This window comes from Pseudomonas sp. DR48 (assembly GCF_019823085.1).
Lineage (GTDB): Bacteria > Pseudomonadota > Gammaproteobacteria > Pseudomonadales > Pseudomonadaceae > Aquipseudomonas.
On sequence record NZ_CP081946.1, the window covers coordinates 51,089 to 65,068 of the forward strand.

At 51.7% G+C, this 13,980-nt stretch carries 9 protein-coding genes; all 9 read right to left on the reverse strand.

The annotated features are described in order from the left end of the window. Positions 1-17: 17 nt before the first annotated feature. The 9 genes from K5K95_RS00220 to K5K95_RS00260 all read right to left on the reverse strand — a co-directional run bounded on the left by K5K95_RS00220 (position 18) and on the right by K5K95_RS00260 (position 13,966). Positions 18-4,994, reverse strand: coding sequence for a glycosyltransferase (locus tag K5K95_RS00220; RefSeq protein WP_222587921.1), 4,977 nt, complete (start codon positions 4,992-4,994; stop codon positions 18-20). 622 nt (positions 4,995-5,616) lie between these two features. Beyond that, positions 5,617-7,554: a glycosyltransferase family 2 protein gene (locus tag K5K95_RS00225; protein ID WP_222587922.1), complete on the reverse strand. Its 1,938-nt coding sequence runs from the start codon at positions 7,552-7,554 to the stop codon at positions 5,617-5,619. 136 nt (positions 7,555-7,690) lie between these two features. Continuing rightward, entirely contained in the window at positions 7,691-8,710 is a 1,020-nt protein-coding gene (locus tag K5K95_RS00230; RefSeq protein ID WP_222587923.1) for an MraY family glycosyltransferase, read from the reverse strand. Next, positions 8,707-9,669, reverse strand: coding sequence for a UDP-glucose 4-epimerase family protein (locus K5K95_RS00235; protein WP_222587924.1), 963 nt, complete (start codon positions 9,667-9,669; stop codon positions 8,707-8,709). Before K5K95_RS00235 ends, K5K95_RS00230 begins: the two co-directional genes overlap by 4 nt. Then, the gene (locus K5K95_RS00240) at positions 9,666-10,589 is read right to left on the reverse strand and encodes a glycosyltransferase (protein ID WP_222587925.1); all 924 of its coding nucleotides are present in this window, start codon (positions 10,587-10,589) and stop codon (positions 9,666-9,668) included. Before K5K95_RS00240 ends, K5K95_RS00235 begins: the two co-directional genes overlap by 4 nt. Before the next feature lie 54 nt (positions 10,590-10,643). Beyond that, a complete protein-coding gene (gene rfbA, locus K5K95_RS00245) occupies positions 10,644-11,534 on the reverse strand; it encodes a glucose-1-phosphate thymidylyltransferase RfbA (protein WP_222587926.1) in 891 nt (296 codons plus the stop codon). Beyond that, positions 11,531-12,424 (reverse strand): dTDP-4-dehydrorhamnose reductase, encoded by an 894-nt coding sequence (gene rfbD / locus K5K95_RS00250; protein ID WP_222587927.1) that lies wholly within the window; start codon positions 12,422-12,424, stop codon positions 11,531-11,533. The genes rfbA and rfbD overlap by 4 nt, the downstream gene beginning before the upstream one ends. Next, positions 12,421-13,497, reverse strand: coding sequence for a dTDP-glucose 4,6-dehydratase (gene rfbB / locus K5K95_RS00255; protein ID WP_222587928.1), 1,077 nt, complete (start codon positions 13,495-13,497; stop codon positions 12,421-12,423). Before rfbB ends, rfbD begins: the two co-directional genes overlap by 4 nt. Before the next feature lie 229 nt (positions 13,498-13,726). Continuing rightward, complete coding sequence (locus tag K5K95_RS00260; protein WP_222587929.1) at positions 13,727-13,966, reverse strand: LapA family protein; 240 nt, start codon at positions 13,964-13,966, stop codon at positions 13,727-13,729. Positions 13,967-13,980 lie beyond the last annotated feature (14 nt).

A 13,980-nucleotide genomic window follows, 5' to 3' on the forward strand; every position in this document is an offset into this window, starting at 1 on the left:
GCTTACAGCAAGTCCGGCTACAGCTCCTGGACAGTCATGCCAGCGCCTTCGGCCTTCGACGACTGCGCCCTGCTCTGCCGAATGTCACGCTCGAACAAACGAAGATATTGAGAAGCAACGGCGTCAATTCGATATCGACTGGAAACGTCTTTCACCAGACCGACGGCTTCCTTGTATTTCCGTTCATCTGTCGCGAACGCTGCAATTGCGCGGCCCGCGCGCTCGATTGGGACGACCCAATCTTCCAACTCGATGATCTCCCCGGCAACGCCGGTCTCTATCGTCAGCATGTTTTTGATGTCGCCTACGTCCGTGGCAATGTATGGCTTGCCGGCAAACAGACAATCAACAATGGTCAGAGGGAAACTTTCGGACCTGAAGGTCGATAACATGATGCCCATGTCCGCGGCAGCATAATGGCCTACAGAGTTATCACTAAAACCAGCCAGGTAAACGAAGTCAGGCGCACCTGCTTGGCAGTACTCGTCGTACACCAGGCCATTACCGACCAATATAATACGGATGTCCCGACCGGAAATTGATCGCGCAAGTTCTACCGCCTGGATCGCTTCGCCCCAGCCTTTATCCGGAATTGCCCGACTGACACAACACAATACAAAAGCATCTTCCGGTATACCCATCTGCACGCGCGAGATTGGAACGATTTCCGGCGGCTGCAACCCGTTAGGAACCTTGACGAAACGGGGCGAAGACTTGTCGTACAGTGAGATGTCCGAGAAGGGAACAAGATTCTTCTCAGCGGTATAGACCCATGTACTGACACCTTTGTCAGCAATGCGCAACTGTTCATCAGTCACTCCATTGCCATGTTCAATCATCCCGTGCAGAGCAGCCACGTGGGCGCCTAGCTCGGAAAAAACATCCGGGACATCGACCGGATACTTCTGAACGTACCACTGGTGGCTATTGAGTGCTTCAATTCCGAAATCATGAATGATCTCTTTCACCGATTCGATATTCGACGTCTCGATCACCGGCACGTCGTTTCTCAGCATCTTGCGAACACCGTCTTCGCGTTTTGGTATCCCGGCGCTAAACAAGGAAACGGAAATACCTTGGCGCTTAAACTCGTTTGCCAGTCGAATCGGAAGAATTTCGGCACCGCCCGGATAGAAGCCGATGGTGGAAACCATCACGTTCGGCAGTCGATCAGCCCTAGCACGAACAATCGAATCATGGTCGTACCAGCGTAGAAACTCTTCTGCGGAGCCCCCGACATAGTGGTCATACAGCTTCTTGCTGGATTCCTCGCAAGCCTCAAGCACCGACATCGGAACATTGTAGAGGGACTGAACCGTTCTGTTCGCCACCCCGAGCTCGCGATAAAAGACCTCTTTGCGATAAGTGGTGTTGGCAGTACTTGCATAATGTCGACGGAAGAAGTTCGTACCCTCAGTGGAGTAAGCAATTTTTCCGCCGCGCAGGATATGCAAATAGAAGACCCAGTCACCGGCCACTTTCATTGACAACCACGACTGATCATCCAGCAGCGGCATATCAACGGGACGCTTGAAAAGCACGCCGCTGGCATTAGGTATTGTATTTTTAATACCCAACGCCGAGCGCACTTCGTTATGCGCCGTGCTTACATAGGAACCTGTCCATTTATTCGCACACTCCAGATCACTTACATAGTTAAGGAACTGGTCAGGCATAACAACTTCGTCGGTGGTAACGAACTCACATTTCGAGTATGCAAGCATCACCGCTTCGTCATCAAAACAACTAACAAGCGCCTCCAGGAAACGCTCATCACAGTAGTCATCGCTTTCAGCGACCCATACCAGGTCACCTGTGGCCGCCTTGATGCCCTTAGCCCACTGATGAAAAACGCCACCCGAATTCGTCTCATTGAACAACAAGCGCGTTACATCAGGGTATTTTTCCGCATAACCCGTTAACACCGAACGGCTATCATCAGTCGAACAGTCATCCATCAGGATAACTTCTATGTTCTTGTAAGTCTGGCCATAAATACTATCCAGCCGACGAGCAAGGTAGCTTTCATGATTATAGTTTGGAACAATTACCGAAACTTTTGGCATAATCGTACTGGAATCAATATCCAGCAAAGCGCGTGTTGTTTCGTTCAATCGACCAAAACCGGTGATACTGTCCGGCTCAAGGAAAAGCCCTTCCTGCCAATTGTTCCAGGCATTCACGAACAGTAGACGGCGATCCTCGGGGAGAGCCTTTCTCGCGCCCCTGATCGCCGCGTCAAGCCAACGGCCATAGTCACGAATGTGAAAGCGCGAATACACAAGAGGAGAATATTGCTTAAGCGCAGTTTCATCACGCCCCAATGAAATAGCGTGGAAAACCGGAGTAGCACGAAGATGTGTTTTCTGCGCTCGTACGATCCCTTGCGAAGCAACAAGGTTATACGGAACGGTATCTATTCCATTCTTGTTTTGCGGTGTAAATACACCAGTTTCGCCCGGCACAGGATCTGCAGAAAGATCAAGCGCGGCGTCACACAAACCATCCAGATCCTGCGCCAACTCTTCCGAACCCGCAAAACCAAACTGAGCAATCAGGTACACGCCGTCACACAGTTCATTCAAACGCTCACGCAGCTTGCGAATTGAATCAACGATGTCTTCGTCGTACTCATTGATCTTGACCACGATGACGGGGTGCTCATCAACCTGCACACATCGCTTATCAGCCAGAACTGCAACAACAGGCGTAATCAAGTTGTTCGCCAGGCCTTCCTGATGCAAATCTATCTGTACGCAGAAATTAAAGTCGATTTCCGTGTTGGCAAGAAAAATGTCCAGAGGCTGTGGCGACGCTTGCACAACCGAATCTGCGCTCAGTTTGAAGCAAAAGCCAAAAAAGCCATGGCTCTTGGCACTGAGTACTTGCTGGGCGAGCACACGCCCATCCAACGGATCATACAACCCAAGCATCTTGTCTGGGCGTGGTCGCTGCGAATTGCCTTTGGCAGCGAATCTGGCACTACGCAACGCCTCCCAGTCAGGCGATACATAGAACGCAAGCAACTTGATGTCGCTGTTGACTTCACCAAAACGGATGTCGTTTTCGTGATTAATGAGTGCGTCCGGTACCGCTATTCTATGCTCCGCCGCGCCAGTGACAATGTAATGCCAAAGCGGGTTTAGACCAATGTGTTGAATGTCTTTGTACATTGCGAGGTAGGCGCGCGTATCAAAGTCCATGGAAGGATTTTTACCTTCGCGCCAGCCCTGTTCACAGTAGTGCCTGAGCGGATCTACCGAGACCTCCGGTACATCGCTGTACATTGCAAGGTAGTACTTCTCGTCGAACAATCCTGACTTTTTGACGGCTTCGATCTGTGCCTCGAGCACAGCCTTGAGGACCGGTATCGGTGTATATTCACCATACGGATTGAAAACCGCATTGCGCCCGACGGGACGGCGCTTGACCGCTGTCATTTCGCAAGTGCGAACTGGCAATCTGATTGGACGACCTTCGAGCTGTCCGCATTGAATGTAGTGAAGCAGCGGATGAACCTGAGCCTCGGCAACATCAGCGTTGGCCGACAGATAATCCGAAGGACTGAAAGCGGCGCAAGGATTGCGATTTTCTATCCAGCCCTTGAGCATGTAGTGCTTCAGTGGATCAGTGCCTTTTGCACGAACATCTGCATTGTTGGCCAGGTAATATTCCGGATCAAACAACCCGCTTTCTTGAATCTCACGAAGAGTGTTTTCGTTATAAAGCTCGCGACGACGCCTTAACGAGTCGACAAATTTACTCCATGTCAGCGTTCTGACGTTATGGACGGACTCTCGCACAAATCCTGAAACCATACGCACAGACGACATTAAACGCCAGGAATGCGAAGAGAGTAATGCCTGGAGTTCCTGCTGCGTCTTGAGCAGATCAGCTTTCAGACTGACATTCTCTTTTTCGTGATCAACCAAAACAGCTTTGAGCTCGACTAACTGCCTGTTGAGCACACCCACAGATTGCTCAAGACTGGCGATATGCCGGTCACGCTTAACCAAAGAACCCATGAGCTCTTTTAACTGCGATTCACGTTCAAAGAGAGTCGGATTCAGCGACGCAATTCGCTGATTCAAATCCTCGATCTGTTGGGTCAAGTCCTGGATTTGAAGGGAGCGCGCACCGATCTGATGACGACTTTCCCGAATCAGCCGGGCCGCGTCAAACGCGAGATCCAACTGCTCTACCGAAAACGCTTCTGTACGCTCTGGTACTTGCCTGTCATATTCGAAGACATCAAAATCTTCGGCATACAACTCTTTAATCAAACTCGCACTTCGTTCCGTTATAAAAGCAGGAAGGAAGGGAATGACATTTTCACTTTGCGAAGGCTCTGCAAAAGGATCGGTGGTCTGCTCACCGAAGTGCTGCGATAATGCTTTATGCAGTTCAGAGGAGTTTTCAATTTTGACCAACAAGGAATAATTGATCAGATCCGGACGCAATAGCGTGGCTTGAGGCGCCCAAAAATCTTTTTCAGGTGAAGATGCGCTATTGCTTGCGAGATACTCCAGAAACGCCTCAAAAGCCGCAGCAACATCCGCTACGCTTTTTACCGGCTGCTGTAATAACTCAAACTTTGGATACGATGCGATCTGCTCCGGATCTTGTAACAGTATTTTCGACTGCCATGCAGAGAAGATGCGCTTATAAGGGTTTCGTACGGCGGCAAATCGAAAATATGTATCAGCAAGCAGAGGTTCCAAAAGGTCGTCTATTTCCAGCCCGCTGACATGGGGCGCAACCTTGTGAAACTCGTGAACAACTTGATCAGAATTGCTTCCCGCAGCCTCGCCGACGCCACGCAAGGCTTGTGAACAACCTTCTAGTGACGCAAACCACCACTTCAGGGTAGTACTCGCAACCTTGGGGGTACTAACGTATAAAACCTTGTACTTCTCGGAACGGAAACTGTTCCACTTGAGATAGTCGAAGACTTTTTGTTTGTCCACTGATGACAAATCACTAATATTTAGCATATGCGTCAAAAAATCCTATGGGCATGCTGACTCTCAGCAACGCACTTCCAATCGAGTAAATTATCTGCACTAATACGAACACCCTGTAAGACGGCTACAACCATAGCCCTACATAAAAGGGTAACACTTGCAAATGACCACTCCTTGGTTCCAGCGACGACTTTACGTCGACGACGTTAGCCCCCTTGGGCCGAGCGAACCTCAAACGCGGTCACTGACCCGGAGCAAACAAGCGCGAAACCAACCAAAACTGATTTATAACATTTTTTGGTCTTAACATTCAAAATAGCTCCGAAATACCGGGTTTCCTTACCTATGGTCTAGCTGCAGCACCCAACAAAAAAGGCTCAACCCCTACCGCCAAGAGCGAAAAACACCTCAAGCTCAGGCAGGCACACGTCGGACTGAATCGTTGACGGGGAACAGGACGAGCACCGCTCGAAACCATCCCGGCCCAAGCCTGCGCCCCTCCCGAGACAGCCAGATTTGCTTACTTTAAAGGGCTGCCGCCGTCCATCTGAAAAAAAGCCTGGATATTGAGGAGCTAAAACCAATAAAGAGTCACTCACACGGAATGACTCAATTCACAAAACTCGAAACCAAAACCCGCTAAAGCACGAACTCAGGTATAACTCTTACACATTTTCACTGCGTGATTCTTGGCAATATAATATGCGTCATGCAACTGCATATGCCGCTCCACCCGTACAGTCGGGTCACCTGGAGTTCTAAACAAAGACGTGGTTTTTGGCACATAAACAAACTTATTGCCATAACCATACCGCAACCAAAGATTCCAGTCTTCGAGACTGCTCATATCGGTTTGAAATCCGCCTCGTTGCAAGAAGAGATCCTTTTGAAAAAGGAGAGACTGAATCGCTATATAGTTGTGATCCAGCAGAACTTCATAGTCATATTCTTGCTTGAGAATCGGAGGCACCGCATGGCTAACCTCAAAGTATTGCCCTTCCACACCACTGGCAACAGTACCGACTTCCAGCGCCAATGAGTAGGCCCCTACCGCATCAGTATTTTTCGCCAACGCACCAACAAGTACCTCGACGTGATCCGCGAAAAGCAAATCATCATCATCGAGAAACATGCAATATTTCCCGGCTGCCTTTTCCAAACCATAATTACCGGTCACCGAACGACCGACTTTATCGAGGGAGTAGTAACTTACACTCATTCCCTCCGGAAATTCAAAATCAGCCACAACCGAGCTCATCGTAGAACCGCCATCCTCAACGACTATCAACTCGATATTCGGGTACGTCTGATTACACACAGACATCATGGACTGCCTGAGAAATTCTCCTCGATTCTTGTAAGTTCGAGTCACCACAGTAACCAGGGGGTAATCGACCAATGGCTCACCCACCTCCCAGAACGCCCCATCCCTGATCATTTCATAATCAAAGCCCCTGAAAGGAAAATAGCAGTTCTCACTCGGGCCTTTGCCCCGCATGAAATACCGAGCCTTCTTGAATATCACACCGAAGTTTCGGAACACATCGCGACGGGCGCCAGCATAGGGCTCTGGACGGAGTAAAAGCAGGCATTGCAAGATAAAGCCGCCCACTCTATCGCTCAAATTCCCGTAGCGCAGCCTGATATAAGCATTGGCCAGCGTGCTGCCGGTATACTGAATAGGCTTTACATGATGCTCATGCTCATAGGTGTAGTGATAAACGACGGCAGACGGGCAATACTTCAGTTGGTACCCATAGGACCTGAAGCGATAGGAAAGCTCGACGTCTTCGCCATACATGAAGATCTCGCGCTCGTATCCACCGACTTCAGCGTAAGCCGACCTTCTTACGAGTACGCAGGCATGGGACGACCAGTTGGTTTCCAATGTTACCGGATCGTAATATTTAGGGTGCTCATAGGGTGCCTGCCTCAACTCCCAGGACGCCACCTCAGCCTTGGCATCAGCCAAAGCAGCGGCTACCACTCTGGTTATAGAGTCTTTGGCAAAAACGATATCCACATTACTGACAAGAAAATATTCAGAGTGCCCTTTATTGATTGCCTTTTCATGCCCGGCACCAAAGCCGACATTGCCGCCTTCCAGAATGTCGAAACCCGCCACATCCTGACCAAGCAATGCCCGCCAACGTTGCAATGCTTCGATGGTGTTGTCGGAAGATCCGTTATCAACAAAGAACATATTCAATTTGCTGAGCGGGTAACTTTGCGCCTTTAACGACTCAAAAAAACCATCAATCCACTTGCCACTATTGTACGTCACCACCGACACATCAATAACGGGCTGCGCCTGGACAATCGACGGGTTCTGAAACGGTGAGAAACGGCGATTCAATATAGCCTGGATAGCCTTGGTATTATTCCGCGAATTAATCACTAACATAATGTTTTCGCGCAAGCGCTTGAAAAACAGATGTATACGAACACGAATCCACACAAGGAAAGGAAACTTTTGGTAAAAAGGCCGAATAAACGCTTTAGACTTGGCCAAAAAAGAGCGCAGCCCTCGAGAAAAACGCGTTACGACTCGCCAGATTTTTGAAGCAACCATACTGAATAAACCACTCATTAAATCGAACTCCCTAACCAATGCAACTTAGCGACCTGCAAATATCACAACATCAGCGGCAGGTACATCCCTAGATGCTCTACAAGAGAGGCGACCATGCAAACCCGTGTTGATATGTGTTTTTGACGCTTTTTAATTACACTACTTGCTCCGACTCTCCTGCTTTGTAGGTGCGTGCGATAAACAGCAGTGGCGCATAAGCTATGACCATACCAAAAAATCCGGGAATCCAGCCACTTGCTACAGCAATCGACAACGGCATGAGCCATACAAAATTGATAGCGATCGATGCCAGCGTTACTGTTTTATGGCTACGGTGCTTGCGAGAGGCATATTGGTAACCATGACTGCGGTGGGCTTCATACACTTTTTCACCTCGCAAAAGCCTGCGCATCAGGGTCCACGTCGCATCAACAATGAAAACGCCAAGCATGATCAACCAGCTCCAGAGCAACTCGGGCGACTTGGAGGCTGCCTCAATCGACATCCCTGCCAATACAATCCCCAAAAAACCGCTGCCTGCGTCTCCCATGAAAATTTTTGCCGGCGGATAGTTCCAACAGAGAAACCCCCCGACCGCTGCCACCAGAGCCAGAGGCCCCCATGCCAGTTCGAGGTTTGCACTAAACCAATAGACCAGCAACATTCCGAGGCAGACGCTGATCGCTTCAGCACTGGCCAGGCCGTCAATGCCATCCATGAAGTTGTAAAGATTCAGCATCCAGACCAAATACAGCACAAACAAAATATTCCCAATCCAACCTGGATCAAGAGTGAGGCCAAAGAGCGTGACGCCAGGAGAGCCTCCCAGCCAATATAACGCCCATATCGAGGCTGCAAAATGGCCTAATAGGCGCCACCTTGCGGCGATATGCCCGTGATCATCGGCAAAACCGATAAGCGCGACCAACAAGCCGCTCCCCAGCAAACCAACGAGCGTCGCCAGGCTCATCAAATCAAGACCGCGAAGGATCAGAAGCGCCAACAGAAAGGAAACAACAATAGCTACACCTCCACCCCGAGGAGTAGGCACAGAGTGAGAGCTGCGCTCGTTTGGTGTATCCATCAAGCTATTGGCCAAGGCATAACGACGTAAAACAAGCGTCAGCCCCCAGGAAACAACGAATACTGCTAGTAGCAGCCACAAAAAAGTCATTTTGTCTGCGCGTCCAGATAGTGACCTGCGGTTTGGCGCATGGCTTCATCCATGTTGATGGGGGGTGTCCACCCCAATAATTCACGATTTTTGCTGATGTCGACCTGCAATGACCCGCAGATCCGTTGGGCAACGGATTGCTTTCCCAATGCCGAAGCCACCCCTACCAGCAACCACTCTGGCAATGGCAAGAGCCAGGCCTTCTTCCCGAGCGCTTTGCCCAGGCGACGTAGCATTTCAGTTGTGGACAAGTCCTGGCCATCACTGACCAGAAAGGTCTGGTTCGCTGCAGCAGGGTGATTGATACAGGTGATAACAAGGTCCACCAGGTTTCCGATCGACACAAGGCTACGCTGATTCCGGACCGCTCCCAACGGTAGCGGAATACCTTTGTTGAGCCAGCGCAGCATACTCAGAAAATTGGCTTTAACACCCGCCCCATAGATCAATGGCGGGCGAATGATCACCACTTCCATGCCGGTTTCACGAGCGAGTTGCCTCAGGCCTTGTTCAGCCTCGTGCTTGGACACGCCATAAGGATCCACCGGGACCGGAGTATCGTCAGCCTTGAACGGCTTGCCTGGCAGGGTGTTTTCGCCATTGACCTTGATCGAACTGATGAAGATGAAGCGTTTGACCCCCGATTCAGCGGCGCGCCTTGCCAACCGGAGAGTGCCCTCCACATTGACCTTGCGAAACTCGGCCAAGGCATCAGAAGCGACTTCGTTCATCACATGAACTCTGGCCGCCGCATGGACGACCGCACTTACATCCTTCAACTCTGGCAAGGCTTCAGGATCATTCAGATCAAAGGGTACAACCGGACACAAACCCTGTAACCGGGTAGGACTGCGAGCGGCTGCGATCGGAGCGAACTGCTTGTCGACCAACAGCCTGAAAACCAGCGCTTCACCCACGAAACCGCCCGCCCCTGTGACCAATACCTTTGGGGCTGTCATTGAGCTTTGTTTCCTATCAACGCGGTGAACCAACAGATAAAAAAGAAGAAAATCTTGTCCCGCACCCGACGCCTGCATTGCCAGGCACTGAAGGACAGTTTCATCAGTTCCGTGCGCCGCAATTGCAGCAAGGCGCCTTCAAAGGGCTTCGTCCCCTGCCCCACCAGATCTGCAATCAGGTCAACCTGACCGAACCACCAACCGTCATGAATGGTTTTGTAACGAGCGATCAACGGACTCAGGCCTGTGTTCGCACCGACCTGATTACGCTCGTGCTGCCGGTAATCCATCCCGGGTATCGGGTCGATATACCAACGGTAACCATGACTGCGCGCAAAGGCGTAGCAATACCAGTCATGCAGAGTTACACCTTGCAGTTGCTGCCAGTTGGCGAGCATCGAGCCTTTCAAGGCTTCTGCCAGGCTTTTTCCAAAGACATAGGTACAGCCAGGCCCGGCGGCCTCGAACAAAGAATCCCAGGCGACCTGAGGCTGCGCCTTGTCCAGCAGCAGGGTTCTGCCGTTTGGCCAGAACGCCGTCACGTTACTGGAGTAGGCATCTACTCCTCGTGCCTGCAGCGTTTGGGTTGCTCTGAGCAGTTTGTCGGGATACCAGATGTCGTCCTGGTCGGCAAAGGCGACGAAGTCGTAGCCATCGAGGTCAACGTCCCGGATCAACCGAAAGAAGTTGCGCGATGCTCCGCCGAAGCGGTTGGCATCCGGAAGCACTACAACTGCTGGATGCTCAGCCGCATAAGCTCTACACCACGCCTCGGTGCCGTCAGTAGAGGGGTCGATGCTAATGTGCAGGGTAACGTCGACCGATAACTGGCCGAGAATCGAGACCAGTTGCTCCTCTATCCACTGCATTCCGTTGTACGCAGCCAGCAAAACTGCAACCTTGGGATGTTTTACTGGCATGCTCTTCCTGCTTGCACGGATTAAACGCTAGGTTTGAAAGTAAACCCTCTCGACTCAGAGGGAACCCAAATCCAGCAGTTTTTGCAGGTACTGACCATATCCAGTCTTCTTCAGCTTATCGGCCTGAGCGCCCAACTGTTCAGCGGTAATCCAACCGTTGTTGTAGGCGATCTCCTCCAGGCAGGCCACTTTCAAGCCTTGACGCTGCTCGATCGTATGCACGAAGTGACTGGCCTCGAGCAACGAGTCATGAGTCCCCGTGTCCAGCCAGGCAAAACCGCGTCCGAGCATTTCTACATTGAGGGTGTTCCGCTCAAGGTAGGCGCGGTTAACGTCGGTGATTTCCAACTCGCCACGCGAGGACGGCTTAATGTTCTTGGCGATCTCGACAACATCGTTGTCGTAGAAGTAAAGGCCGGTCACTGCATAGTTGGATTTTGGCTTCAGCGGTTTCTCTTCAATGCTAAGAGCGCGACCGGTTTTGTCGAACTCGACTACACCAAAGCGCTCCGGGTCGGAGACGTGGTAGCCAAACACGGTAGCGCCATGTTGTTGAGTGCTGGCGGAGCGCAGGTTGTCCGAGAAATGCTGACCGTAAAAGATGTTGTCGCCCAGGATCAGGCAGCAAGGATCTTCGCCGATGAACTCTTCGCCAATGATGAAGGCTTGTGCCAGACCATCCGGACTAGGTTGCTCGGCATAGGTCAGCTTGATGCCGTAAAGGCTGCCGTCACCCAGCAATTTGCGGAAACATGGCAAGTCTTCAGGCGTTGAGATAATCAGGATTTCGCGCATGCCCGCAAGCATCAGCACCGACAGCGGATAGAAGATCATCGGCTTGTCGTAGATCGGCAGCATCTGTTTGGAAACACCAAGGGTCAACGGATGCAGACGAGTGCCCGAGCCGCCAGCGAGGATGATGCCTTTACGATTTGTCGTGGTCATTTGTTCAGAACTTCCCTAAGCATTCGGGTTACACCACTTTGCCAATCCGGCAAGTGTAGAGAAAAATTGTCACGTAGCTTCTGAGTATTCAAACGCGAATTCAGGGGGCGACGTGCGGGTGTTGGATAAGCGGTCGTTTCAATCGGGTTAATCGCCATGACGGCGAGCTGTTCACCGTTGGCTTTGGCGAATTCGATTACGTGGCTGGCATAACCGTGCCAGGAAACTTCACCGCTGGCAGCCAAGTGGTACAAACCCGATAGCTCGGGACGGTGCAGAATCTGCTGAATGGTCAACGCTGTTACGTCGGCAATCAGGTCTGCGCCCGTTGGAGCTCCAATCTGGTCGGCAATAACGCTTAAGGTTTCGCGATCCTTGGCCAAACGCAGCATGGTTTTGGCGAAGTTGTTACCGCGAGCGCCATAGACCCAACTGGTGCGAAAGATCAAATGCTTGCAGCCAGAAGCGGTAATCGCCTGTTCGCCAGCCAGCTTGCTGGCGCCGTAGTGATTCACCGGGGCCACTGGATCGGTTTCTTGCCAAGCCTTTGAACCCTGCCCACTGAACACATAATCAGTCGAGTAATGAATCAACCAAGCGCCCAGGGTCGCAGCCTCTTCGGCCATGACCCCACTTGCCTGAGCGTTCACGCGGTCGGCCAAGTCAGTATCGGACTCAGCTTTATCGACGGCAGTGTAAGCCGCGGCATTGACGATAACGTCGGGCTTGACCTTGCGGATCGTCGCACGCAATGCATCGAGGTCAGCCAGGTCGCCACACAAGCCATCAACCGCATGACGATCCAGGGCAATCAACTCGCCAAGCGGCGCCAGGGAGCGCTGCAGCTCCCACCCCACCTGTCCGTTTTTTCCGAGCAGGAGGATCTTCATGCCTTGCTCGAACGATCACTATAGTTCTGGTCGATCCATTGCTGATAGCTGCCGCTCTTCACGTGAGCAACCCACTCGGTATTACTGAGGTACCACTCGACAGTCTTGCGGATGCCGGTTTCGAAAGTCTCTTCTGGCGTCCAACCTAGCTCGCGCTGGATTTTGCTGGCGTCGATGGCGTAACGCTGGTCGTGACCGGGACGATCCTGAACGTAAGTAATCAGGCTGGCATGTGGCCGATAGGCGGAATCCGGACGCAATTCGTCGAGCAGTGCACACAAGGTGTTCACGACTTCGATGTTTTGTTTTTCGTTATGGCCACCAATGTTGTACGTCTCGCCGATAACGCCTTCGGTCACGACTTTGTACAGTGCACGAGCGTGGTCTTCGACGTACAACCAGTCACGAACCTGATTGCCCTTGCCGTAGACCGGCAGCGGCTTGCCTTCCAGCGCATTGAGAATGATCAGCGGGATCAGCTTCTCAGGGAAGTGGCATGGGCCATAGTTGTTCGAGCAGTTCGTGACCAGGGTCGGCAAGCCATAAGTACGGCTCCAGGCACGAACCAGATGATCGGAACTGGCCTTGCTCGCGGAGTAAGGCGAACTTGGCTGATACGGTGTTGTTTCGGTGAAGAGGTCTTCCGGACCTTCAAGGTCTCCGTAAACTTCGTCAGTCGAAATGTGGTGGAAGCGGAAGCTGGCTTTACGCGCACCATCCAGCGCCGCCCAGTAGTGGCGCGCAGCTTCAAGCAGGGTGTAAGTGCCAATGATGTTGGTCTGGATGAATTCGGACGGGCCGGAGATCGAGCGATCAACGTGGGACTCTGCGGCCAGGTGCATGATGGCATCCGGTTGGTGTTCACGCAGGACACGGTCAATTTGATCGCGGTCGCAGATATCGACCCGTTCGAATGCATAGCGCGGGTCTTCGCTGACTTCGGCCAGGGACTCAAGATTGCCGGCATAAGTCAGCTTATCGACGTTAACGACAGCGTCAGTTGTGTTGGAGATGATATGACGGATGACCGCCGAGCCAATAAACCCGGCGCCGCCGGTAACTAGAATTTTCACGCGAAACCATACCCTTGAGTTGCTGACAGGGCCGCCAACCGAGCACTGTCGAATCCATGAATGCAAAAGCCATCAAGTTCGCTGAGGCTTCTGACAGAGTCAGTCTGAACCGACGTGGGAATATGCCACTATCGGACAACCGCAGCATTTTACAGCTAAATGAAGGTTTTACTAATGGATATAGACAAGCAGTGACGCAAATTCGACGTGTGTCATGCGATTGTCGCCGTCAGACCAAACGCTTGCGCGACGCCTTGGACGTACGTCCCAGGAACCAACCAAGAATTGGTCCGATCACCATGCCGATCAGCAGCGAAAGAACCATGATCAGAGATACCGGCAACCGCGGCCCTTCCCACCCTAGAAACAGCAAGGATACCGATTGCTGATTTTCAAGAACAAATGCAAGAGTCGCTAAAACCAGCAACAAAACCAATATGGCGAAAAGTACGCGCTTGAGATTACGCATGAGCGGCTCCTTGA

Excerpts from the sequence above, each read along its gene's own strand:
- rfbA (WP_222587926.1), bottom strand. The coding sequence starts at position 11,534 with ATGACCACGACAAATCGTAAAGGCATCATCCTCGCTGGCGGCTCGGGC.
- rfbD (WP_222587927.1), bottom strand. The coding sequence starts at position 12,424 with ATGAAGATCCTCCTGCTCGGAAAAAACGGACAGGTGGGGTGGGAGCTG.
- K5K95_RS00230 (WP_222587923.1), bottom strand. The coding sequence starts at position 8,710 with ATGACTTTTTTGTGGCTGCTACTAGCAGTATTCGTTGTTTCCTGGGGG.
- K5K95_RS00260 (WP_222587929.1), bottom strand. The coding sequence starts at position 13,966 with ATGCGTAATCTCAAGCGCGTACTTTTCGCCATATTGGTTTTGTTGCTG.
- K5K95_RS00220 (WP_222587921.1), bottom strand. The coding sequence starts at position 4,994 with ATGCTAAATATTAGTGATTTGTCATCAGTGGACAAACAAAAAGTCTTC.
- K5K95_RS00225 (WP_222587922.1), bottom strand. The coding sequence starts at position 7,554 with ATGAGTGGTTTATTCAGTATGGTTGCTTCAAAAATCTGGCGAGTCGTA.
- K5K95_RS00235 (WP_222587924.1), bottom strand. The coding sequence starts at position 9,669 with ATGACAGCCCCAAAGGTATTGGTCACAGGGGCGGGCGGTTTCGTGGGT.
- K5K95_RS00240 (WP_222587925.1), bottom strand. The coding sequence starts at position 10,589 with ATGCCAGTAAAACATCCCAAGGTTGCAGTTTTGCTGGCTGCGTACAAC.